The 22,550-nt window shown below is 70.0% G+C and carries 15 protein-coding genes; 4 read left to right on the top strand and 11 right to left on the bottom strand.

All coding sequences use genetic code 11. The features are described from left to right. Window positions 1-218 precede the first annotated feature (218 nt). Window positions 219-2,342 (bottom strand): DNA topoisomerase IV subunit B, encoded by a 2,124-nt coding sequence (locus ABZ098_RS29425; RefSeq protein ID WP_356596216.1) that lies wholly within the window; start codon window positions 2,340-2,342, stop codon window positions 219-221. Between the two features lie 442 nt (window positions 2,343-2,784). Here ABZ098_RS29425 and ABZ098_RS29420 point away from each other — a divergent pair, with 442 nt between their 5' ends. After that, window positions 2,785-3,015 (top strand): hypothetical protein, encoded by a 231-nt coding sequence (locus ABZ098_RS29420; protein WP_125189096.1) that lies wholly within the window; start codon window positions 2,785-2,787, stop codon window positions 3,013-3,015. A gap of 122 nt (window positions 3,016-3,137) precedes the next feature. Here the strand turns inward: ABZ098_RS29420 and ABZ098_RS29415 are convergent, their stop codons facing one another. The 7 genes from ABZ098_RS29415 to ABZ098_RS29385 all read right to left on the bottom strand — a co-directional run bounded on the left by ABZ098_RS29415 (window position 3,138) and on the right by ABZ098_RS29385 (window position 14,783). Further along, window positions 3,138-4,001, bottom strand: a complete 864-nt coding sequence (locus ABZ098_RS29415; protein WP_356596214.1) for a serine protease — start codon at window positions 3,999-4,001, stop codon at window positions 3,138-3,140. A 119-nt stretch (window positions 4,002-4,120) separates the two neighbouring features. Beyond that, window positions 4,121-5,659 (bottom strand): RNA polymerase sigma factor, encoded by a 1,539-nt coding sequence (locus ABZ098_RS29410; RefSeq protein WP_356596212.1) that lies wholly within the window; start codon window positions 5,657-5,659, stop codon window positions 4,121-4,123. Window positions 5,660-6,080: 421 nt separating this feature from the next. After that, the gene (locus ABZ098_RS29405; RefSeq protein ID WP_356596210.1) at window positions 6,081-6,968 is read right to left on the bottom strand and encodes an FCD domain-containing protein; all 888 of its coding nucleotides are present in this window, start codon (window positions 6,966-6,968) and stop codon (window positions 6,081-6,083) included. 162 nt (window positions 6,969-7,130) lie between these two features. Beyond that, the gene (locus ABZ098_RS29400; RefSeq protein WP_356596208.1) at window positions 7,131-9,290 is read right to left on the bottom strand and encodes an ABC transporter ATP-binding protein; all 2,160 of its coding nucleotides are present in this window, start codon (window positions 9,288-9,290) and stop codon (window positions 7,131-7,133) included. A 40-nt stretch (window positions 9,291-9,330) separates the two neighbouring features. Then, a complete protein-coding gene (locus tag ABZ098_RS29395; protein ID WP_356596206.1) occupies window positions 9,331-10,089 on the bottom strand; it encodes an NUDIX hydrolase in 759 nt (252 codons plus the stop codon). A 129-nt stretch (window positions 10,090-10,218) separates the two neighbouring features. Continuing rightward, window positions 10,219-12,129, bottom strand: a complete 1,911-nt coding sequence (locus ABZ098_RS29390) for a glycogen debranching N-terminal domain-containing protein (RefSeq protein WP_356596204.1) — start codon at window positions 12,127-12,129, stop codon at window positions 10,219-10,221. Window positions 12,130-12,815: 686 nt separating this feature from the next. Further along, window positions 12,816-14,783, bottom strand: a complete 1,968-nt coding sequence (locus tag ABZ098_RS29385) for a DUF4192 family protein (protein ID WP_356596202.1) — start codon at window positions 14,781-14,783, stop codon at window positions 12,816-12,818. 141 nt (window positions 14,784-14,924) lie between these two features. Between ABZ098_RS29385 and ABZ098_RS29380 the strand changes: the two genes are divergently transcribed. Both ABZ098_RS29380 and ABZ098_RS29375 read left to right on the top strand, forming a co-directional pair. After that, window positions 14,925-17,096: a RecQ family ATP-dependent DNA helicase gene (locus ABZ098_RS29380; protein WP_356596200.1), complete on the top strand. Its 2,172-nt coding sequence runs from the start codon at window positions 14,925-14,927 to the stop codon at window positions 17,094-17,096. 296 nt (window positions 17,097-17,392) lie between these two features. Further along, the gene (locus ABZ098_RS29375) at window positions 17,393-18,025 is read left to right on the top strand and encodes a hypothetical protein (protein ID WP_356596198.1); all 633 of its coding nucleotides are present in this window, start codon (window positions 17,393-17,395) and stop codon (window positions 18,023-18,025) included. A gap of 418 nt (window positions 18,026-18,443) precedes the next feature. Here ABZ098_RS29375 and ABZ098_RS29370 read toward each other — a convergent pair whose 3' ends face one another. From ABZ098_RS29370 to ABZ098_RS29360, 3 genes are all read right to left on the bottom strand, one after another. Then, entirely contained in the window at window positions 18,444-19,094 is a 651-nt protein-coding gene (locus tag ABZ098_RS29370) for a hypothetical protein (protein WP_356596196.1), read from the bottom strand. Window positions 19,095-19,162: 68 nt separating this feature from the next. Further along, window positions 19,163-19,864, bottom strand: a complete 702-nt coding sequence (locus tag ABZ098_RS29365) for a ribonuclease HII (protein WP_356596194.1) — start codon at window positions 19,862-19,864, stop codon at window positions 19,163-19,165. Window positions 19,865-19,946: 82 nt separating this feature from the next. Continuing rightward, window positions 19,947-20,570, bottom strand: coding sequence for a TetR/AcrR family transcriptional regulator (locus tag ABZ098_RS29360; RefSeq protein ID WP_356596192.1), 624 nt, complete (start codon window positions 20,568-20,570; stop codon window positions 19,947-19,949). 187 nt (window positions 20,571-20,757) lie between these two features. Between ABZ098_RS29360 and ABZ098_RS29355 the strand changes: the two genes are divergently transcribed. Continuing rightward, the gene (locus tag ABZ098_RS29355; RefSeq protein ID WP_356596190.1) at window positions 20,758-22,305 is read left to right on the top strand and encodes an MFS transporter; all 1,548 of its coding nucleotides are present in this window, start codon (window positions 20,758-20,760) and stop codon (window positions 22,303-22,305) included. Window positions 22,306-22,550 lie beyond the last annotated feature (245 nt).

Genomic DNA, 22,550 nt, shown 5'->3' with positions numbered 1-22,550 from the left:
GCTTCTGCCGTCTGCTGCCTGCCGCCTGCTGCCTGCTGCCTGCTGCCTGCTGCCTGCTGTGAACGGTCAGCCGTAACGGCCAGCCGGGCTCGGCGGGTGGGGTGACGGGTGGGGGTGACGGAACACGAAGGCCTCCGTGCGGTGAAGATTCAACACATCTCCACACGGAGGCCTCAAGCCCAGGCCGACCAAGCCCTTCGCCTGGGCTCAGCCCAGCGCTACGCGTCGATGCGCGACCGGTCCAGCGTCGCCGCTGAGCCCGAGATGAACTCCTTCCGCGGCGCCACGTCGTTGCCCATCAGCAGATCGAAGACCTGCTCGGCGGCCTCGAGATCGGCGAGGTTGATCCGTCGCAGAGTCCGGTGCCGCGGATCCATCGTCGTCTCGGCCAACTGGTCGGCGTCCATCTCGCCGAGACCCTTGTACCGCTGGATGGAGTCCTTGTACCGGACCCCCTTGCTCTGGAACTCCAGGAGCGTCTCGCGCAGCTCCCGGTCCGAGTACGTGTAGACGTACTTGTCCTGCCCCTTCTTCGGCTGGACGAGCTCGATGCGGTGCAGCGGCGGCACCGCCGCGAACACCCGGCCCGCCTCGACCATGGGGCGCATGTAGCGCTGGAACAGGGTCAGCAGCAGGCACCGGATGTGAGAGCCGTCGACGTCGGCGTCGGTCATCATGATGATCTTGCCGTAGCGGGCCGCGTCGATGTCGAAGGTCCGGCCGGACCCCGCTCCTATGACCTGGATGATCGCACCGCACTCGACGTTCTTGAGCATGTCGGTGACGGACGACTTCTGGACGTTGAGGATCTTGCCCCGGATGGGCAGCAGCGCCTGGAACTCGGAGTTCCGGGCGAGCTTCGCGGTACCGAGCGCGGAGTCGCCCTCGACGATGAACAGTTCGCTGCGGTCCACGTCGTCGCTGCGGCAGTCGGCGAGCTTGGCGGGCAGCGAGGAGGACTCCAGAGCCGTCTTGCGGCGCTGTGCGTCCTTGTGCTGGCGGGCCGCGATACGCGTGCGTGCCGCTGCGACCGCCTTCTCCATGACGACCCGGGCCTGGGCCGCGGCGTCCCGCTTCGTGGACGTCAGGAACGCCTTGAGCTCCTTGGAGATCACGGTGTTCACGATGCGGCGGGCCGCCGAGGTGCCGAGGACCTCCTTGGTCTGGCCCTCGAACTGCGGCTCGGCGAGGCGCACGGTGACGACCGCGGTCAGCCCCTCCAGGGCGTCGTCCTTGACGATGTCGTCCTCGGCGACACGCAGCAGCTTCTTGGCTCGCAGCACCTCGTTCATCGTCTTGGCGACGGCCTGCTCGAAGCCGGCGACATGAGTGCCGCCCTTGGGCGTGGCGATGATGTTGACGAACGACCTCAGGGTCGTGTCGTAGCCGGTCCCCCAGCGCATCGCGACATCCACGCCGAGTTCGCGGGTGACCTCGGTGGGCGTCATCTGGCCGTGCTCGTCGAGGACCGGAACGGTCTCCTTGAAGGTGCCCTGGCCGGAGAAGCGGAGGACGTCGTTGACCGGCTTGTCGGTGGCCAGGTACTCGCAGAACTCGCTGATTCCGCCGTCGAAGCGGAACGACTCCTCGCCCTTGCTGCCACCCTCGCCCAGGCCGTACTCGTCACGGACGACGATGGTCAGGCCGGGCACCAGGAACGCGGTCTGGCGGGCCCGCTGGTGGAGGTTCTCCAGGGAGAGCTTGGCGTCCTTGAGGAAAATCTGCCGGTCGGCCCAGTACCGCACGCGCGTGCCGGTCCGGGTCTTGGGGATCCGCTTGGCCTTGCGCAGGCCGCTCGCGGCCTCGAACTTGGCGTCGGGGCCGTTGCCCGCGAAGGCACCCGGCACGCCGCGCCGGAAGCTGATCGCGTGGGTGTTGCCGGCGCGGTCCACCTCGACGTCCAGCCGCGCGGACAGGGCGTTCACCACGGAGGCGCCCACGCCGTGCAGGCCGCCGGAGGCGGCGTAGGAGCCGCCGCCGAACTTACCGCCTGCGTGCAGCTTGGTCATGACGACCTCGACGCCGGACAGGCCCGTCTTGGGCTCGACGTCGACCGGGATGCCCCGGCCGTTGTCCCGGACCTCCACGGAGGCGTCGTCGTGGAGGATCACCTCGATGTGGTCGCAGTACCCGCCCAGGGCCTCGTCGACGGAGTTGTCGATGATCTCCCACAGGCAGTGCATCAGGCCACGGCTGTCGGTCGATCCGATGTACATACCCGGGCGCTTGCGTACGGCCTCGAGCCCCTCGAGGACGAGCAGGTGCCGCGCGGTGTAGTTGGAACCGTCCCGGTCTGCTCCTGCCAGCAGAGCTGTGGACGGCACGGACGTCTCGGCGGTCACGCGGTTCGCTCCTCGCTGAATTTCAGATGGGGCCCTTGTGGGTAAGGGCGCGGCTTCGGTAGCCGCCATGAGGGTACCGAGGCCTGGTAGAGCCGTTGTAACGCCACCCTCGTGCGGAAACACAGAGTAGTCCAGAGTCGCATACCTGTTCGATCCCTCGATGGGGTGAAGTACATATCACGTTCCCTTGGGGGCATGAACCATTTAGGCTCCGGGCACGTCCTCATGAACAACCGGCAACCCAGCCGGGAGGACAGACCTTGACCGACAGCGCGAACCCGTAAGACACACAGACACGCAATACGGCACATTCGCCGCCAAACCGGCAGCAGCCAGCCGTCCGGAAAATTTCTCTCTGGGAGAAGCCTCGAGCGGGAACGTTTTGGGGCTGGTTGGATGTTGACCCTGGTACGACAGCTCGTCGAGCTAGAGAAGAGGCGACGTGACTACTGTTCTGACCCCCGCGAGCCCGCTGACGGCCGCTGACCGCTGCGACCGCTGCGGCGCCCAGGCGTACGTGCGCGTCGTCCTGCTCAGCGGCGGAGAGCTGCTCTTCTGCGCCCACCACGGTCGCAAGTTCGAGCCGGAACTCAAGAAGATCGCCGCTGAGATACAGGACGAGACGGAGCGGCTCACGGCCGTTCCCGCATCCGTCGCAGAAGAAGAGCGCTGACACTTCGCGTCGACGACGAGCCAGCTCCGGCATAGGCCGGCACAAGGGCGGCTGCCCCTGTCCCCAGGGGCAGCCGCCCTTGCTCTTGACTCTGTGAGGTCGCTCAGCGCTCTCAGGCGCCGTCACGCGGTCCTTCGGCCTCCGCCGACCGCGTTGCGACCGTCCCGGTCCAGCGTCCGCATGACATCGGACACACGGGCATACACACCCGGTCGGCCCGCTCGCCCACAGCCGCTCCCCCAGGACACCAGCCCGATCAGCTTCCCCCGGGCGACCAGCGGCCCGCCGCTGTCTCCCTGACAGGCGTCACGGCCACCCCAGTCCTCCCCGGCGCACAGCATGCTGTCGGCCCGGAAGGTGCCGTCGGCGCCGCCCGGATAGGCCTTGCCGCAGTCCGCGTCCGCCAATACGTGCACGCTTGCCGCCCGCAGACTGCGTGCGTAGTCGCCGCCGCCCGTGACGTCACCCCAGCCGTACACCGTGGCTCCGGTTCCCGGCTCGTACGCGGCGTCGCCCGCGCCCGCCATGGCGATGACCGCGTTCTGCGGCAGCGGCTCGGCCAGGGTGAGGACCGCGAAGTCCCCGGCGTTGCTCTGCGGGTCGTAGTCAGGATTCACCCAGGCCTCACGTAGGGCGATCTCCTTGCCCTGGGCCGAGAGCAGATCCGTACGGCCCGTGATGACACGGAAGTCGCTCACTTGCTCGGGCGGGGCCCCGAGGACGTCCTCGCCCATGCAGTGAGCCGCGGTGAGCACCGTGGTCCGGTCGACGGCGACACCGCCGCAGAACTGCCCGGCGCGCGTACCTCCGAACCGGTCACGGCTGGACAGGGCCACCGTCCAGGGCGCCTTGGAGACATCGACCGGGAATCCCCCGACGACGATGCTGTCTGCGGCCACGGGGGCGGCCGACGCCAGCGGTATGGCCGCCGCCACGGCCGCCAGAACCAGCGGCCGGGCCAGCGCCCGGGCAATGGGATGACGCATGCATGCTCCTCACTCCGGGTGGTGATCGGAAACCCAGAGTCATGCAGGGCGCCTGCGCGCGCAGCACGAAGGCCCGGTTCCTGAATGGGACCGGGCCTTCGGTGTCGTACGACTACGACCTAGTCGAGGTAGTCGCGCAGCACCTGCGAACGCGAGGGGTGACGCAGCTTCGACATGGTCTTCGACTCGATCTGGCGGATGCGCTCGCGCGTGACGCCGTACACCTTGCCGATCTCGTCGAGGGTCTTCGGCTGACCGTCGGTGAGGCCGAAGCGCATGGAGACGACGCCCGCCTCGCGCTCGGACAGGGTGTCCAGGACGGAGTGCAGTTGCTCCTGGAGGAGCGTGAAGCTGACCGCGTCGGCCGGGACGACGGCCTCGGAGTCCTCGATGAGGTCACCGAACTCGCTGTCGCCGTCCTCGCCGAGCGGGGTGTGCAGCGAAATGGGCTCGCGGCCGTACTTCTGAACCTCGATGACCTTCTCGGGGGTCATGTCGAGTTCCTTGGCCAGCTCCTCCGGGGTGGGCTCGCGGCCCAGGTCCTGGAGCATCTGGCGCTGCACGCGCGCGAGCTTGTTGATGACCTCGACCATGTGCACCGGGATACGGATGGTGCGGGCCTGGTCGGCCATGGCGCGCGTGATCGCCTGACGGATCCACCAGGTGGCGTACGTCGAGAACTTGTAGCCCTTGGTGTAGTCGAACTTCTCGACCGCGCGGATCAGACCGAGGTTGCCCTCCTGGATGAGGTCCAGGAAGAGCATGCCGCGACCGGTGTAGCGCTTGGCCAGGGAGACCACCAGACGGAGGTTGGCCTCCAGGAGGTGGTTCTTGGCGCGGCGGCCGTCCTCGGCGATGATCTCGAGCTCACGCTTGAGCTTGGGGGCGAGCTTGTCGGCGTTGGCGAGCTTGTCCTCGGCGAACAGACCGGCCTCGATGCGTTTGGCGAGCTCGACCTCCTGCTCGGCGTTGAGCAGCGGGACCTTGCCGATCTGCTTGAGGTAGTCCTTGACCGGGTCGGCGGTGGCACCGGCCACGGCGACCTGCTGGGCCGGGGCGTCGTCCTCGTCGTCGTCGGAGAGGACGAAGCCCTTGTTCTCGGCCCCCTCCTCTTCCTCTTCGCCGGGCTTGATCTCTTCGAGGACCTCTTCCTCGATGGCCTCGGCGTCGTCCTTCTTGGCGGTCGTCTTCTTGGCCGCCGCCGTCTTCTTAGTGGCGACGGTCTTCTTCGCGGCCGCCTTCTTGGTGGCGACGGCCTTCTTCGCGGCGGGCTTCGTGGGCGCCTCGCCCTCGACTGCGGGCTCAGCGGCGGGAGCCGCCGGGGTGGCGGTGGCGGTGGCCTTCTTCGTGGTCACCGTCTTCGCCGCGACCGTCTTGGTGGCGGTGCGCTTGGCCGGACTCTTCGCTGCGACGCTCTTTCGGGTGCGCTTGGGCTCCGCGGCACTGACCATCAGCGTCACACCCTCTTCCTCGAGGATCTGGTTGAGGCTGCGCAGTACGTTCTTCCACTGAGTGGCCGGAATCTGGTCAGCTTCGAAGGCCCGACGCACGTCATCGCCGGCGATCTGCCCCTCAGCCTTTCCCCGCTCAATGAGAGCCATGACAGAGACGGACTCGGCGATCTCCGGCGGGAGCGTACGGGATGTGCTGGCCGACACGAACAACCTCTCGGAACGTTGGAAACGGCTTCCGGCCCCGTCCACAACGGACCGGAGCCGACCACCGGCCTGGGAGTGGCCGACGGCGCGGGCGGGGGGCCGGGAAGATGCACAGCGCCTGAAACGGCGTCCGTATTCCCTCCGCGGCTGTCACCTCTTAGGTCATCGCGCTGCTCCCGCGAGCGTTACGCCCAATCTGCGTGGCCCGAGTCACACCCCGTAAGCAAGCAAAAACGGTCAGACATGGACATACAAGGTCACCCGCCCGCCCGGACCGCGAAGGGCACCTGTCACCACGCGGCACCGTCGGACCCCGCAGGATCCCTGGAGATCCTGCGGGGTCCGACGGGGGCGGTTCGGCGGCCGAACGGTGCCGCAGGAGGGGAAGGACATCCTCGACCGCACCGCCCGCGGCGCGCGGTCAGTGTTCGCGCGGCGCCGGCACCACACGCTCCACCTCGGGATGGACGGTGAGCAGTTGCCGCATGGCCGCTTCGGCGGCCGCGGCATCGCCGGTGGCGAGAGCGTCGACGATCCGGCCGTGGTGCGCCAACGACGATTCGTTCGGCCGGTCACAGCCGGTGACCGGGCCGCCGGACACCTGGAGGGCGGCCGAGACGATCCCGGAGAGATGCTCCAGCATGCGGTTGCCCGCGAGCTGGATGAGCAGGGAGTGGAACTCGGCGTCGGCGCGGGAGAAGGTGAGCGCGTCACCCTGGCTCATGGCGTGCCCCATGATCTCGACCATGTCTCCGAGGCGCTGCTGGACGTCCTCCCGACCGTGTCCCGCGGCCAGGCGCGCGGCGAGCGGCTCGATCGTCCAGCGCAGCTCGCTGAGCTCACGGCGCTGATCGTCGCGCTGCGGTCCGAAAGCTCGCCATTCGATGATGTCCGGGTCCAGCAGGTTCCAGTCGCTGACGGGACGCACGCGCGTGCCGACGTTCGGGCGGGCACTGACCAGGCCCTTGGCCTCCAGGACACGGAGTGACTCACGGACGACGGTGCGGGAGACCTCGAAACGCTGGCCGATCTCCTCGGGGACCAGCGGCCGGTCGGCTCCCAGGTCTCCGGAGACGATCATCTGGCCGAGCTGCTGGACGAGTTGGCCGTGCAGTCCGCGCCCGCGGCTGCCCCCGGCCCGTCGGCCCACGCGGCCCAGCTCCGGGTCCGAGCCGTCCCAGACGGGGGCTCCGACTCGGCCTGCGGCGGGGGCCTCGGCGTAGGGGTAGCGGTCGAGATCGCCCGGGCCGGCCAGACCGGAGTCGGCGGAGCGGGCGGCGGTCATCATGGTGTGCGCAAGGGTACTCACGGATCCTTTGTCGGCGCCGCCCCCAACTCCCTTGAGGTCTTTGGTGAAAAGCACACGAAAGGGTGATCGCTCATCCCGTCGCAATTGACGCCTTATCGGAAACAAATGCGCTTTCATCGGGAAGTTGTGCGCAGGTCGGGACCGGAAGCGCACGAGCGGTTGTCATCGGGCCCTGCTCCGCAGGGTGGTGAGCAGATATGCGCACAGCAGAGCGGTCAGCGACAACGTCAGCGCCCCGCCCACGGGTTGGGAGATCACACGCACCACTCCGGCGAGATAGCGCTCTCCGCCGAAGGGCCACTGCAGCAGGAAGACCTCGCGCAGCCGCGCGGGTAGACCCGCCGCCGCCCTCACGGACGCCCCTTCCAACGCTTTTTGCAGGAGGGGTAGGACGAGAAGGGGCACTGCGACCACCGCGGCGAGCCCGGCCGTGGTGGAACGGAAGAGGCCGGCCGCCAGGACACCGGCCCAGGCGCACCCCACGACGAGCCCGACCCAACTCGCACCCAGCGACAACCAGTCCGCGGGAACTTCCGTGAGCTCCCGTCCGTAGACGAGATAGAGCACTTCGGCGTCGCAGCCCACCGTGAGCAAAGCCAGCCCCAGCGCGGTGACGGCTGTGACCACGAGTTTCGCGGTGAGCAGCCCCAGTCGGCGGGGGACGGTGCCGCGGTCCACGGCCAGTGCGGGGTGGCGGAACTCATCGCCGAAAGCGAGCGCGCCGAGCAGTCCGGCCCCGAGGGCGGCCGGGGGCAACGGCAGCTCTCTCGGCCAAGCGGCCAGCAGACGTGCCTGCGGAGTGTGACCGACTCGCGCCAGGAGTACGGCGGTGAGGGCGGACGTCACGAGGACGGCCGCGGCGGTGAGGAAACCGGCCCCGATCCCCGCCGCGCGCCGCAGTTCGTAGCGCAGGGGGCGCAAGGGGCTGGGGGCGGACCTGACGGAGATGGGGGGTGGGAGGGGGGGTAGGGGGGAGGGGGCCCTGGAGACGGTGGCGGGAGTCGGAGCGTCGTCACCGCGTCCCCCAGCTGGGCTGTTGTGGATGTCCGGACTGCCATGTGCCACTTGACCGCCGTGCGGGCTCTGCCCCTCAGCCGCCACCATGTCACCGTGCATGTCGGGCACCACCACATCACCGCGCATGCGCGAGCCGGTCCGCAATGGGAGCCCGTCGTGCGCATGGCCGGTCCGCGGTGGGAGGCCGTCGTGCGCATGGCCGGTCCGCGGTGGGAGGCCGTCGTGCGCATGGTCACTCTGCGACCCGGAGCCGTCATGCGCCTGGCCGCCCTTCGAGACGAGACCGTCGAGCGCTTGGTCGCCCCGCGATGCCGCTCCGGCCCTCTCGACAGCCCCCTTACGAGGAAGATCGACGGACTCCGAGCCGACGAGGGCCACCCGCGCACCTTTGATCGCTTCAGCAGCCTCCCCTGGGAACAGCCCCGCGCCGGGCCCCATGTCCCCGATCTCGTCGGCGAGTTGGTGGACCAGGATGCCGTGCCGGAATGCCGTCTCGCCGACGTCGGCACACGTACTGCCATACACGGACAGCCGGTTGCCGCCTTCCCGGACGACTTCGACGGAGCGGTGAGCCGTGCGGGCCTCCTTGGAGAGCACGGCGGCGAGGCGGGCGGCATGCGGGGTGCGGACGGCGACACGGGGGCGGAGTCTGGTGCGGGCGAACTCCTTGGCCGCCTGGTCCGCAACGAGCCTGCCTTGCTCGAGCGTGACGACGTGATCTGCGGCGCGTGCGGCCTCTTTGGGCTCGGACGTGGTGAACAGGACGGTGCCGCCCTGGGTGGCGTGCGCTCGCAGCATGCCGTGCAGCCAGTGACTCTCACGCACGGAGAGCCCGTCGGCGGGATCGTCCAGCACGAGTGTGTGCGGGTCCGGCAACAGCGCGCATGCCAGCCCCAGGCGGCGATCCATGCCACGCGACAGGGTGCCGAGCCGCTCATCGCGCAAGCTGACCAGGCCCACCACTTCGAGCACTTCGTCGGCACGCCGGACCGGGACGCCTGCCGCGGCACACAGCATGCGCAGATGGCCGCGGACCGTGCGTGCGGGATGGCCGTGCACCTCACCCATGAGTACGCCGACCTCGCGCGAGGGGTGCGCGATGCGATGCAGCGGGCGGCCTCTGAAGTAGGTGAGCCCACGGCCCTGTTGGAGTTCGAGCATCAGTCTGAGCGCTGTCGTCTTGCCCGCACCCGTCGCTCCGAGAAGCGCGGTGACGCGGCCCGCACGGGCTTCGAAGGACACGTCGTCGACCGCGGGCGGGAGGTCCTTGCGGGAATTGCTGGTCAGTCCGAACGCCTGGATCACCCGTAGCAAGATAGCGCGTTATGTCCCGATTTTGAGGGCGTCACACCTCGGGGCGCAACATCGGAGGGTTGAGAAGAGTGGCGCCGCCGGCCCGGAAGAGCTGGGCGGGGCGGCCGCCCTGTCGTGTGGTCGTCCCACCGGTCGGGACCAGGAAGCCCGGTGTGCCCGTCACCTTGCGGTGGAAGTTGCGCGGGTCCAGTGCCACGCCCCACACGGCCTCGTAGACCCGGCGCAGCTCTCCTACGGTGAACTCGGGAGGGCAGAACGCGGTGGCCAGCGACGAGTACTCGATCTTCGAGCGAGCGCGCTCCACTCCGTCCGAAAGGATCTGCGCGTGGTCGAAGGCGAGCGGCGCGACCGGTTCACCGTCCCGGACGTAGCCGCCCTGCTGCAACAGCTCTTCGACGGGCGCCCAGCGCGCGTTGCTGGCGTCACCGCCTGCCCGGGGGGCGGGCAGGTCGGGGGCGAGAGCGAGGTGGGCGACGCTCACCACCCGCATGCGGGGGTCACGCTTGGGGTCGCCGTAGGTCGCGAGCTGCTCCAGGTGTGCTCCGTTGTCCTGGACGGGGACGGCCGGGTCATGGGCGCGCAGCCCCGTCTCCTCGGCCAGCTCGCGGGCGGCGGCCTGCGCCAGGTCCTCATCAGCCCGCACGAAACCGCCGGGAAGTGCCCAGCGTCCCTGGAACGGCGGCTCGCCCCTGCGTACCGCGAGCGCGCACAGGGCGTGACGGCGCACGGTCAGTACGACCAGGTCCACGGTGACGGCGAACGGCGGAAAGGCTGACGGGTCGTAGGGCATGCGGCGATCATAGTCGTCTGCCTGACGATAAACACTCCATTCGTCGGTCGTATCGGTGGTCGAGCCACTGCCACCTGAACGGGTCCCGGCTCCCCCGCCCACCGTTGCCGAAGGGGGTGTCGTTCGAGGTCACGACCTCAGTTGCAGCCCTTCGGCGGCCTCCTCGACCATGGCGAGCCCGAGTCTGCTGACCCGTACCGAGAACGGGGCCCCGGCGATCCTGAGTCCGGTCAGACCGATCTCGCCGAGAGGCGCGCTGCGCACGGGGCGCAGTATGACCGTCCCCGCCGGGACGTCGGGACGGATGCCTGCCAGGGTGCTCAGGAGCAGGACTCCGGCCGCCGCCGCCGTGGCCGCCGGACGACAGGCCGCCGGGTGAGGAAGGGGCGCGCTCCCGTCGGTGCGTTGTTCACCCGCGTACATCTCGGGCAACCGGTGGCCGAAGGTCTCAGCGGCTGCCAGCAGACCGCGCAGGAGCGAGGCGGCCTCCTTCTCGTACCCGGCGGACGACAGGCCCGCGACTGCGATCGCCGTATCCTGGACTCTTACGGCACCAGTGCGGTGGCCGAACGGGTTGTAGCCCCCCTCTTTCGTGCCCAGTCCACGCAGCCCCCAGCCCGAGTCCATGCCCGGGCTTCCGAGCAGCCGGGCGAGCTGCTCGATCTGCACCCTGTCGAGCAGGCCGGGTGCCTGTTCCCCGCCGCCCAGCAATCCGGTGTCGAGGAGATGGACAGCGGCGGCGCCGAGGTGCGGCACGAGACGTCCGTCGGGGGCTCGCGCCGCCGCCGGCCGGCCACCGCTGCGGTCCTCGACCCAGAAGTCCTCACGGAAGGCCGTGCGCAGTTCGCGGGCCCACTGCCGCAGAGCAATCCCACCGGGTCTGTCGAACGCGTCGAGCAGCTCGGCACCGAGGACGGCCGCGCGATGCGCATGTGCCTGCGTCTCGCAGCGGACGGGACCGCCGGGCTGTGGGTCGCACAGATACGTCCCGTCCCCCACGGTTGCCCGCAACCAGCGCAGGCATCGCTCGGCTGCCGGGAGCAGTTCTTCCGTCTCCTGTGGCGAGAGCCCCCACCGGAAGGCCTCCGCGAGGAGGGTGGGGAAGAGCAGGGTCGCCTCAGTACCCGTACAACCGGCTGGAAGGTGTGCGCCCGCATCCCGGCGCGGGCCGGGGATCATGCCGGACTGCGCTGTCTGTCCACGGAGTTGGGTGCGCGCGAGGGTGTGAAGCGTCCCCGCGGCGAGCCGGGTGCCGAGCGGCAGTGCCATGCGGGCCGCTACCAGTGCGTCGGCCGGGGCCAGGCCGCAGCGCCAGGGGGCTCCGGCCGCGAGATGGGTGTCGGTGGGGTGTGCCGGGTCGCGCAGCAGCAGGGACTGGAGATCGTCGATGCTCGTGCTCAGGAGCGGCTGAACCGCGGAGTGGTCTCCCGTGGCGCGGGCGGGTGCCAGAGGGCTGGTCGCCGCGCGCCCCACAGGCCGGACCGGGCCCGCTCCCTCCGGACGCACGCGCAGCTCCAGGCCGACCGTGCCTCCGGGGGGTAGGTCAAACTCCCAGCGCAGCAGGCCTGCCGACGCGAGCGCGTCGGTGGGTGGTGGGTCGGCCGTGACCGACGCTCCGCCGGCCGCGCAGGACCAGCGCAGGCCGGAGTCGTGGACGATCGCGGGCAGCTCGAGTCCCGCTCGGCCCGACGCGATCGCACCCAGATCCGCCAGGTCAGTACCGAGTGCCACCTCCACAGGCAGTCGCAGTGGTCGAGCTGCGGCGCTGTGCAGCATGATGCGTTCGGTCCCGTCCGCGTGGCGGGTGCGCTCCACGACGAGGTCAGGGTCCGGGCCTGCGCCTTGGGAGACACGCGCGGTGGCCACGAAGCGTGCGCTGTCCGCCGCGGTCGGCCGAGCCTGGACCGCGAGTGGCTCTCGGCCGGCGACACGGATCTGACACCGGGAGAGCACACGTCGGCCCGCCCGGTAGAAGCCCTCCAGCCCCTGCCCCGTCAACTGCCCCTGATCCGTGGAGATGGCGAGGCCAGGAAGCGCCACACAGATGATGACGGAGTGTGCCGGGGGCAGTTCGGCTGGGCTTCGGGGAGCCGAGAAGGAGTTCTGTGGCGGCGCCCCGGACGGGGCGGGTGAGGGTGGGGGGGAAGGGCGGCTTGCCGTAGTGGGCGGAGTCCAACCCTGTCTCGTCGGTGTGGACGGGCGGCGTAGGGGCTCTGTCGGCGGAGACGGCTGACGGTCCCGGGTCAGCGAGGGAGTGGTGTCCTTCCGGTCCTGTTGCGGGGTCGGGTTCCGGCCCTGATATGGGGTCGGGTTCCGGCCCTGTTCCGCCGCCGTCGTGGTCTGCTGGGTGCCTCTCGGAAACCTCGGTTCAGACATCCCGGAGTCCGCGGCTCGCGGCGGCAGACCGGCGGTGCCTCTCCAGCCCGTCGTCGGCGCGCCGAGGGCGGGGCGGCCGTCGTCGGTGGAGGGCGGAGTCGGCTGATGCAAGGGACGCTTCCTCTGCGCTGTTCGCGGCTCGGGCGGCTTCGGTGCCCGGTGTGGGGCTCCTGAAGGGCATGGGCGGTGCGGCGGTGCGGTCCGGTAGGGGGTTCCGCCACTCAGGTGAACGGGAGGGGCCTGTTCAGGGTCACGCCCACGGGCCCTGAAGCCGACCGAATGGCGGCCTGAAGCCGCCACCCGGCGGCACAGGTGTGACCACCTGCGCGCGACCCGCTTCCAGCGGTCACTCATCCCTCCTCCTCGGCGGGACCGTCCACGGGCCGCGTGCCCTCGAGTCGGCGTGCGTCGTCCTTACCAGTGGTACGGCGGACGGCACCGGGGCGCGTACCGCGGGCAGACCGGGAGCGTGGGCGGGTTTCCTCGGCGCAGGGCTGTCGTCCCGCCTCATTCTCGAGTTGCGGGCGGGAATAGGCGCGGGCACCGGGACGCACGCGCTTGCGTCGGCGGGAAGTCGTGGTGGGCGGCCTCGTCGGCACAAGCGCGTCTGCACCGGACGGGCACGGCGGCAGCGCCGCCTCTTCGGTGCCGGGCGTGCAAGGCGACAGTGCGTCTTCGGTGCCGGACGGGCCCGTCGGCAGAACGCCTTCAGCACGGGGCGGAAGCACGGCCAAGGGGTTGCCGGGCAGCTCCATGACTCCGTCGGAACCGGGAGGGGACGACGCCTGACTCCCTTCAGAGCAGGGCGGGTTCGGCCGCGTCATGGCCTCGGTCGCCTTCGCGTCGCCGGACCGAACGGCCTCCGACCGCACGCATGGATCGCGCCCCTCGCGCCCCTCTCGCCCCTCGCGTTCCGCGCGCAGGCAGCGGCGGATGGATTCTGGGTCGAGTCCCTCGTTGCAGGCCTGGTGCAGGAGCCGGGCGAAGAGGTAGCTGGGATCTGCGCCCAGGGCCATGGCCAGCGCCTCCCTGGCCTCGATCTCGTCACCCGCGGACCAGGCAACCCAGCCGGCGAGGGTGAGCGGGGCTGCCGCGTGCTCGCCGTAGGGTCCGACGCACCGGCGAGCCAACGCGCGCCACAGACGCAGGGCCGGTCCGGCCTCCTCCGCCTCCATCCACTCGGCCGCGCGGTCCCGGGTGGTGCGGTCCTGCAGACCGAGGATGAGTTGCGCCGCGTCGTCGTGCCCGAGCAGTTCGTCGTCGCGCAGGTCGGCCTGGAGAGGGCCCGATACGGGCGCTGCCTCGGCGAAGCGTGTCATGGTGCGCCTGGCCAGGCGCAGCGTCTCCTCAGCCACGACGGCCCGGCTCGCCTCGTCGAGCATCCTGGGGACCATGGCCATGCCCGCTGTGTCCAGGGCGACCTCCTGCTCCAGCACGGCCGCGGTCTCCCAGGGCTGCAGCCTGGCCCGCAGCTCGCGTAGTGTGCCGCGCACCTGCAGTCCGGCGTACGTGGCCGCGGCGGCGAGCACCGATGTGCCGGGCAGACCCATGGGGAGTCCCTCCGCGGGACAGCATTCCTCGCTCGGACAGCAGTACGACCAGTAGCGACTGTCGGAAATGCACAACGCCTCGATCACGGGAACGTCGAGTCGGCCGCACTCCGTGCGCAGCAGCCCGGCGAGCGGGGCGAGCCGCTCCGTGATCTGCCTGCCCGTCTCACCCTGTCCGGGTTCCTGGCAGAGATAGGCGACCATCTGCTCGGGACGGCCGCCCCTGCGCTCGCTGCCGGTGATCAGTCCGTGGGCCAGCTGCCGGGCCACGGCCGGCCAGTCGTCCTTGTTCGCGGGGATGCCCAGCCGGGCCCGCCCACCGAACCGGCCGCGGCCGCCCCTGTCGTGCAGGGCGACCAGAACGATGCTGTCCTCGGGCCGGTATCCGAGCAGGTAGGGCAAGGCGTCGGCCAGTTCGCCCGGGGTCCGCAGGGTGACCTGGTGTTCGGCGCCATGCGCGTCGAATCCGACCCGGTCGCCGAGGCCCGAGCCGTCGCTGCCCCGCCCGTCGCTGCCCCGCCCGTCCTTACTCCGTCCGCCGCCGTTCCGTCCGCAGCTGCTCCGCCCTTCGCCGTTCCGCTGGTCGCTGTCCCGACCGCTGCTGCTCCGCCCTTCGCCGATCCGTCCGCCGCTGTCCCGACCGCTGCTGCTCCGCCCCTCGCCGACCCGTCCGTCGCTGTCCCGACCGTCGCCGGTCCGTCCGCTGCCGTTCCGTCCGCGGTTGTTGCCGTTTGCGGCGGGTCCCGTCGTTTCGCTGTGGTTCGTCATGCCCAGACGATCTCGCGGATTTCGACGTTCCGTTTAGACCTGTGGATAAGTCCGATCAGGGTCACGACAAGCTCTGTTCCCTCGTCCACAGCCGGACCGCCAGGCCGCCCCCTTGTCGGAGGCGTCCTGTTGTATGGGGGCATGACGCACATGAGCAAGACGGAGCTGCGCGAGGCTGCCGACGGAATCCTCGTCCGGCTCGTCGGGGACAGCACCGGGTCGGCGCGGCTGCGCGAGGACCAGTGGCGGGCGATCGAGGCACTGGTCGCCGACAAGCGCCGGGCTCTGGTTGTCCAGCGCACCGGATGGGGCAAGTCCGCGGTGTACTTCGTGGCGACGGCCCTGCTGCGCGAGCGCGGCGCCGGGCCGACCGTGATCGTCTCTCCGCTGCTCGCGCTCATGCGCAACCAGGTCGAGGCCGCCGCCCGAGCCGGCATCCACGCCCGGACCATCAACTCCTCGAACCCCGAGGAGTGGGAGACCATCCGCTCCGAGGTCGCCGCGGGCACGGTGGACGTGCTGCTCGTGAGCCCCGAGCGGCTCAACAACCCGGACTTCCGCGACAACGTCCTGCCCGAACTGTCCGCCACCACCGGCCTCCTCGTCGTCGACGAGGCGCACTGCATCTCCGACTGGGGCCACGACTTCCGCCCCGACTACCGCAGGCTGCGCACCATGCTCATCGACCTGCCTCCCGGCGTGCCGGTGCTGGCCACCACCGCCACGGCCAACGCCCGGGTCACTGCTGACGTGGCGGAGCAGTTGGGCACCGGCACCGGCTCGGACGCACTGGTGCTGCGCGGTCCGCTCGACCGCGAGAGCCTGAGCCTCGGAGTGCTCCAACTGCCCGACGCCGCCCACCGGCTGGCCTGGCTCGCCGATCATCTGGACGACCTGCCGGGCTCCGGGATCATCTACACGCTGACGGTGGCCGCCGCCGAGGAGATCACCGCTTTTCTGCGGCAGTGCGGCCACACCGTCGCCTCGTACACGGGAAAGACGGAGAACGCCGAACGCCAGCAGGCCGAGGAAGCCCTCCTCGCGAACAAGGTCAAGGCACTGGTGGCCACCTCCGCGCTGGGCATGGGGTTCGACAAGCCCGACCTCGGTTTCGTCGTCCACGTCGGCTCGCCCTCCTCCCCCATCGCCTACTACCAGCAGGTCGGCCGCGCCGGACGAGGAGTCGAGCACGCCGAGGTACTGCTCCTGCCCGGCCGCGAGGACGAGGCGATCTGGTCCTACTTCGCCTCCGTCGCGTTCCCGCCCGAAGAGGCCGTACGACGCACTCTGGACGCCCTCGCCCGCGCGGACCGGCCGCTGTCGCTGCCCGCGCTCGAACCGCTGGTGGAGCTGAACCGCACCCGCCTGGAGATCATGCTCAAGGTGCTGGACGTGGACGGCGCGGTCCACCGGGTCAAGGGCGGCTGGATCGCCACCGGTGCGCCCTGGTCGTACGACTCCGAGCGCTACGCCTGGGTCGCCAAGCAGCGCGCCACCGAGCAGCAGGCCATGCGTGACTACGCCACCACCACGAGCTGCCGTATGGAGTTTCTGAGGCGGCAGCTGGACGACGAGCAGGCGGCTCCCTGCGGTCGCTGCGACAACTGCGCCGGGCCCCGTTTCACCGCCGACATCTCCCCTGGCGCCCTGGAAACCGCGGGCGGCTCGCTCTCCCGCGCGGGTGTCGTGGTGGAGCCCCGCCGCATGTGGCCCACGGGCCTCCCGGCCATCGGTGTCGACCTGAAGGGGCGTATTCCGCCCGGCGAACAGGCCATGCCGGGCCGGGCCCTCGGGCGGCTGTCGGACATCGGCTGGGGCAACCGACTCCGGCCGCTGCTGGCGCCCCAGAATCCGGACGCTCCCGCCCCCGACGACGTGGCCAACGCCGTCGTGACCGTCTTGGCCGACTGGGCCAAGTCACCCGACGGCTGGGCCTCCAGCGCCCCGGACGCTCCAGCCCGCCCTGTCGGGGTGGTGACCGTTCCCTCGCGCAGCAGGCCCCAGTTGGTCCACTCGCTGGGCAGCCGGATCTCCGCCGTCGGACGCCTCCCATTGCTGGGGTCCCTCGCGTACACGGACCACTCCGACGACCTCTCCCTGCCCCGCTCCAACAGCGCTCAGCGACTGCGGGCCCTGCACGGGGCGCTCATCGTGCCTCCGCCTCTGCAGGAAGCCCTGCAGACGGCCGCAGGTCCCGTACTGCTCGTCGACGACATGACCGAGACCGGCTGGACCCTCGCCGTCGCCGCCCGGCTGCTGTTGCGGTCAGGAGCACAGGGGGTGTTGCCTCTGGTACTGGCCGTACGCGGCTGAGCAGGCACCGGAGGCGACAGCATTCCAGACCCGCCCCCGGTACAGGCCGACATTTGGCGCGCTCGGAGGTCCCAGGCGTCGCCCGGCAAAACACTGGGTAGGGATATAAGCCACGAACCATCTGATTCGGGTCGGCGAGCCCAATTGCTCGTTGCCGCAACCAAGTTCGACAGGAAGAATTGAGGTCCGCTCCCCGCACGGCCTCGTCCGTTGACCGGCAGGGCTCTGCTGCGGTGTGCGCACTCCCCCGAATCCGACCCCGCCCGCCGTATGGGCGCGTAGCCGAAGGGAGGACCGTGACCTTCGGATTCGCTCCGTCCTCCGCGGCGTCCACGTCGTCAGCCGACCTGTCCGCCGCATCCGCCAACCCTATGGCCCGTCTGCTCGAACCCGCCGAGTGGGCCGAGGCCGGCATCCCCCTGCTGCGCAACCCGCGCGAGGTCGTCAGCGGTCTGCACTCGCGGCACCGTCCCAAACCGGCGACCGCGATCGTGGCGGTCCTCGACCCGGACGAACGGCTGCGGGCGAGCGCCTCGTTCACGCGTCGCCCGGCACCGGCCGACGGCTGGATGTTCCGGAACACGCTGCTTGCCCAGTTGCGCCGGGTGATCCCGCACGACCTGCGGCGCCGCACCCCCGTGCGCACCGCCGTGCTGCTCTACTGCCGTGAGGGCGACGCGCGTTGGACGGAGGAGGACGGCGCGTGGATGTGGGGCTTGCGTGACGCCTGCACCCTGCACGGGCTGCGCTGCGGGGCGTACATCACGCTGACACGCGACGGATGGCAGGTGCTCGGCGAGGGACGCGGCGGACGCCGACCGAACGCGGACTCCGCGCCGGAACCCTTCGCCACGTCGGAATCACCGCCCCTGCTGCCCCGCACCGGTGGCGCCGCCTCGGAGGTCCTGCGTCGCGCGGCGGCTCGCTGAAGCCGCGCTCGTCCGTAACAAGCACCGTCGCTCGGCCGTACGTCGGTGACGTACGGCCCCTGGCGTGACGGTGACGCACGACCTCCGACGCGACACACGGCCCTGGTACGTGGGTGACGTACAACCTGGCGTGACAGTGACGCACGACCTCCGACGCGACACACGCCCCTGGTACGTGGGTGACGTACAACCCCTGGCGTGACGGTGACGCACGGCTCCGACGCGGCACACACGTCGGTGGCGGACGGCCCCTGCGTGGTGGCGCCGGGCACAGACGCTCCTCGAGCCGACACGGCGGGTGAAGTCCGGACCGCGCGTCCGCACAGACGCGGGCACGCCGAGGGACTCTCCGTGCAGGTGCCGCACAGGCGGCACCTTTCCTCACCCCCCGGCGTCCCTCCGGATCACCGAAACCGGCTCAGACCCCGGCGCTCAGCAGCGAGTTGATCTGCTGCGGGTCGCCGCAGACGATCAGCAAGGCACCGGCTCGGGAGTGAGCCAGAGGCAGGGCCTCGGCGACAGCCGCGGCGGAACCGCCGTTGACGGCGACCACGACCACCGGACGGGACACGGCACGCGAGGCCGCGGTGGCATCCGCGTAGAACACGTCGTCACCGGCGTCGTGCTGGGCCCAGTAGGCGGCTTCGCCGAAGGACAGCTCATGGGCGGCCCACGGATGCTGTTCGCCGGTGGTGATCACCAGCACTTCACCGGGGGCACGGCCCGACTCCAGCAGGAGATCCACCGCTTCCTCGGCGGCGTCGAGCGCACCGGCGGCCGAGGCCGGGATGAGCTGGATCTGCGGCGCCGCCGAAGCCGGGACCGGACTCGGGGCGGAGGTGACAGGGGCGGCAGGGCCCGGCACTGCGGGCTTGGCCACGGCCACGTCGTGCGGCATCCGCTGCACCGGCGGCCCGGGCCGGGGGCCTGGACGACCGGGGCGCGGCGGAGCCACGGGGCGTGGACCGGGTACGGGACGGGGGGTCGGCGCGATGCGGCCGCTGGCCGGAGTGGCGCGGGGACCCTGGGCACTCTCGTGAATCTGAGGCTCCTCGGGAATGAGAGGCATGGGCTGATTTTTATCAAACGTTGGTGCGGCTCGCGTCAGCGGGTGGCACATCAGTGCGAGCGGAATCGTCAGAAATCGAAGCCGAGCTGGCCCTCGATTCCCGGAACGCTTCCCTCCGCCCAGCTACGGGCTTTCTTGAGGTGCCGCCACTGGGGCAGCGCATCAAGATACGCCCATGACAACCGGTGGTACGGGGTGGGGCCCCTAACCTCCAGCGCGGCCTTGTGCACGGGTGAGGGATACCCGGCGTTGGCCGCGAAACCGAAGTCTGCATGGTCGATACCCAGTTCGGCCATCATTTTGTCGCGCTGAACCTTGGCGATCACCGAGGCCGCGGCGACCGCCACACAGGATTGGTCGCCCTTGATCACGGTCCGGACCTTCCAGGGCGTCCCGAGATAGTCATGCTTCCCGTCGAGGATCACCGCGTCCGGCCGGACCGGGAGTGCCTCGAGGGCACGCACGGCGGCGATCCGCAGGGCGGCCGTCATCCCCATGTGATCGATCTCTTCCGGAGACGCGTGCCCCAGGGCGTACGACGTCACCCATGTCCGCAGTTCTTCTGCGAGTTCGGTGCGGCGCTTGACGCTGAGCAGCTTGGAGTCGGTGAGGCCTTGGGGCGGTCGGCGCAGTCCGGTGACCGCCGCGCAGACGGTGACCGGGCCGGCCCAGGCACCTCGCCCCACCTCGTCGACACCTGCGATGATCTTCGCTCCGGTCGTGGCACGAAGAGAGCGCTCGACGGTGTGAGTAGGCGGTTCGTACGGCATGGCGCCCTTAGCGTACGCCGCTCGGATCACCCTGCGACACCCCGGTTTCCCCGGACGGTGCCGGGACGCCCACGAAGAGCACTCACGGCCCGCTCGACCGCAGCAGCGGCATCACGAACTGGTCGATCATCTCTTCGAGATCCTGGTCGCCCCATTCACTACCGCGCATCTTGGAGCGATACATCATCATGGCGGGGATGGCGTCGAAGACATAGTCGTTCGCCGCGTCGGGACGCACCTCACCCCGCTCCATTCCACGGGTGATGATCTCACGAAGCAGCTTGACGCTCGGCTCCACCACCCCGTTGAAGATCACGGCATGGAAGCGCTCCGCCTGAGCCTGATCGCATTCGTGAATGACAGAACGCAACGCGAAGCCGGGGCGGGAGAACATCGCCTCGCGCGCTTGGCGGCACAGGTGGAGCAGATCCTCGCGCACCCCGCCGAGATCCGGGGCCTCCTCGAAACGCGGCAGTCCGGCCCGGAGGGCGTCCGCGACGAGGTCCTCCTTGGACGGCCAGCGGCGGTAGACCGCGGCCTTGCCGGTCTGGGCTCCGGCGGCGACACCTTCCATCGTGAGGCCGTTCCAGCCGACCGTACTGAGCTGCTCCAGAGCGGCGTCGAGAATCGCACGCTCCAGCACGGCGCCGCGCCGACGGAGGGAGGCCGTCTGAGCGGGAGCGGCCGTCCAGCGCGAGGTAACCATCTGAATGTCTCCAGCGAACAAGGAAGCGGGGAATGCGGGGAGGGACGGAACACCGCGCGGCGACACAGGGGGACACGCCGCGCGCCAACAAAGTTAAGTGAACGCTTGCGTTCACTACTGGGGACTCACTACCGTTGACGCAACAGTGAACGCGACCGTTCACTAACGCGCTTGTGGGGGACCCATAGTGACAACCTCTCAGTTGATCAAGGATCAGAAACCAGGTGCGGCCCGCCGGGAAGGACGTCCCGGAATCGCGCTCGCCGTCATCGCGGCCTGCCAACTCATGGTGGTACTGGACGCGACGATTGTGAACATCGCGCTGCCGCACATTCAAGACGCTCTCAAGTTCAGCACCACCGACCTCACATGGGTCGTCAGCGCCTACACGCTCACCTTCGGCGGCCTGCTGCTTCTGGGCGGCCGCGCCGGTGACATCCTCGGCCGCCGCCGGGTCTTCATGACCGGCATCCTGCTGTTCACCTTCGCCTCGTTGCTCGGCGGTCTCGCCCAGGAACCCTGGCAACTGCTGGCCGCCCGTGTTCTGCAGGGCGTGGGTGGCGCGATCGCGTCGCCGACCTCGCTGGCACTGATCACCACCACGTTCCCCGAGGGGCCGGAGCGGAACCGTGCCTTCGGTGTCTTCGCCGCCGTCTCCGCGGGCGGTGGCGCCATAGGCCTCCTGGCGGGAGGCATGCTCACCGAGTGGCTCGACTGGCGCTGGGTGCTCTTCGTGAACGTGCCGATCGGTGTGCTGATCGCCGTACTCACCCCGCTGTACATCAGCGAGTCCGAACGGCACAGCGGCCGCTTCGACATCGCGGGCGCCCTGACCTCCACGGGAGGTATGGCCCTGCTGGTCTACGGCTTCATCCGCGCCGCCGACCAGGGCTGGCGGGACAACCTGACCATCGGTTCCTTCGGTGCGGCCGTGCTGCTCCTGCTCGCCTTCGCGTTCATCGAGTCGCGCGCCAAGGAGCCGATCACTCCCCTGCGGATGTTCGCCGACCGCAACCGCTCGGGCACGTACGTGATCATGCTGAGCCTGGCCGCCGCGATGTTCGGCATGTTCTTCTACATCGTGCTCTTCGTCCAGAACGTCCTGGACTACACCCCGATCGAGGCCGGTCTCGCCTTCCTGCCCGTGACGGTCGTCATCGCGCTGGGCGCGGGCCTGTCGCAGCGGTTCCTGCCGGTGCTCGGCCCCAAGCCGTTCATGCTCACGGGTTCGGCACTCGCCGTGACGGGACTCGCCTGGCAGGCCCTCATCAACTCCGACAGCACTTACGTGGGTGGAGTTCTCGGCCCGATGCTGATCTTCGGCTTCGGCATGGGCCTGAACTTCGTGACACTGACGATCACCGCGGTCTCGGGCGTCGCCCAACATGAGGCCGGCGCGGCCTCCGGGCTGCTCAACACCACGCAGCAGGTGGGTGGTTCGCTCGGTCTGTCCATCCTGACGACGGTGTTCGGGTCGGCAAGCAAGGACGAGGCGGAGAAGCAACTGCCGCACTTCATGGCCGACGGTTCGGCGGAGCAGAAGGCGGAGTTCGCCAAGACGCACCAGCTCCCCGCCCCTTGGGGACACGAGGTGCTTGCCCAGGGCATCTCGTCCGGGTTCGTGGCGGCCGCCTCGATAGCCGTGCTCGCCCTCATCAGCGCCTGGCTGGTGATCAAGGTCCGCAAGAGCGACCTGGAGGCACTCGCCGGCACGGCGGGTCCGGGCCTCGGCTGACGGAGCCGGGCTCTCGATGAGCCGCGGATGGCCGGACCGGATCCGGCGGATCGACCGCGAGGACGACGGTCCGGCCATCCGAACCAGCAGGACCGCGCACAGCAGAGGGAACAGCGGCAACCACCCCATCACCACACCCCGCCCCTCCCGCGTGCCTTCTGCGCGCACCGGCCCATCCGTCGCACGCAATCTGCCATGACAACGAGCGCATGGTTACGCAGAGTTCCCGACATGCACAGAGAGTT

The sequence above is a fragment of the Streptomyces sp. NPDC006335 genome, from assembly GCF_040612795.1.
In the GTDB taxonomy this organism is placed as follows: domain Bacteria; phylum Actinomycetota; class Actinomycetes; order Streptomycetales; family Streptomycetaceae; genus Streptomyces.
Note: the sequence above shows the minus strand (reverse complement) of the source record. Positions and strands in the feature narration are given on the sequence as shown.

Excerpts from the sequence above, each read along its gene's own strand:
- ABZ098_RS29415 (WP_356596214.1), bottom strand. The coding sequence starts at position 4,001 with ATGCGTCATCCCATTGCCCGGGCGCTGGCCCGGCCGCTGGTTCTGGCG.
- ABZ098_RS29395 (WP_356596206.1), bottom strand. The coding sequence starts at position 10,089 with ATGCCCTACGACCCGTCAGCCTTTCCGCCGTTCGCCGTCACCGTGGAC.
- ABZ098_RS29365 (WP_356596194.1), bottom strand. The coding sequence starts at position 19,864 with ATGCCGTACGAACCGCCTACTCACACCGTCGAGCGCTCTCTTCGTGCC.
- ABZ098_RS29360 (WP_356596192.1), bottom strand. The coding sequence starts at position 20,570 with ATGGTTACCTCGCGCTGGACGGCCGCTCCCGCTCAGACGGCCTCCCTC.
- ABZ098_RS29385 (WP_356596202.1), bottom strand. The coding sequence starts at position 14,783 with ATGACGAACCACAGCGAAACGACGGGACCCGCCGCAAACGGCAACAAC.
- ABZ098_RS29380 (WP_356596200.1), top strand. The coding sequence starts at position 14,925 with ATGACGCACATGAGCAAGACGGAGCTGCGCGAGGCTGCCGACGGAATC.
- ABZ098_RS29370 (WP_356596196.1), bottom strand. The coding sequence starts at position 19,094 with ATGCCTCTCATTCCCGAGGAGCCTCAGATTCACGAGAGTGCCCAGGGT.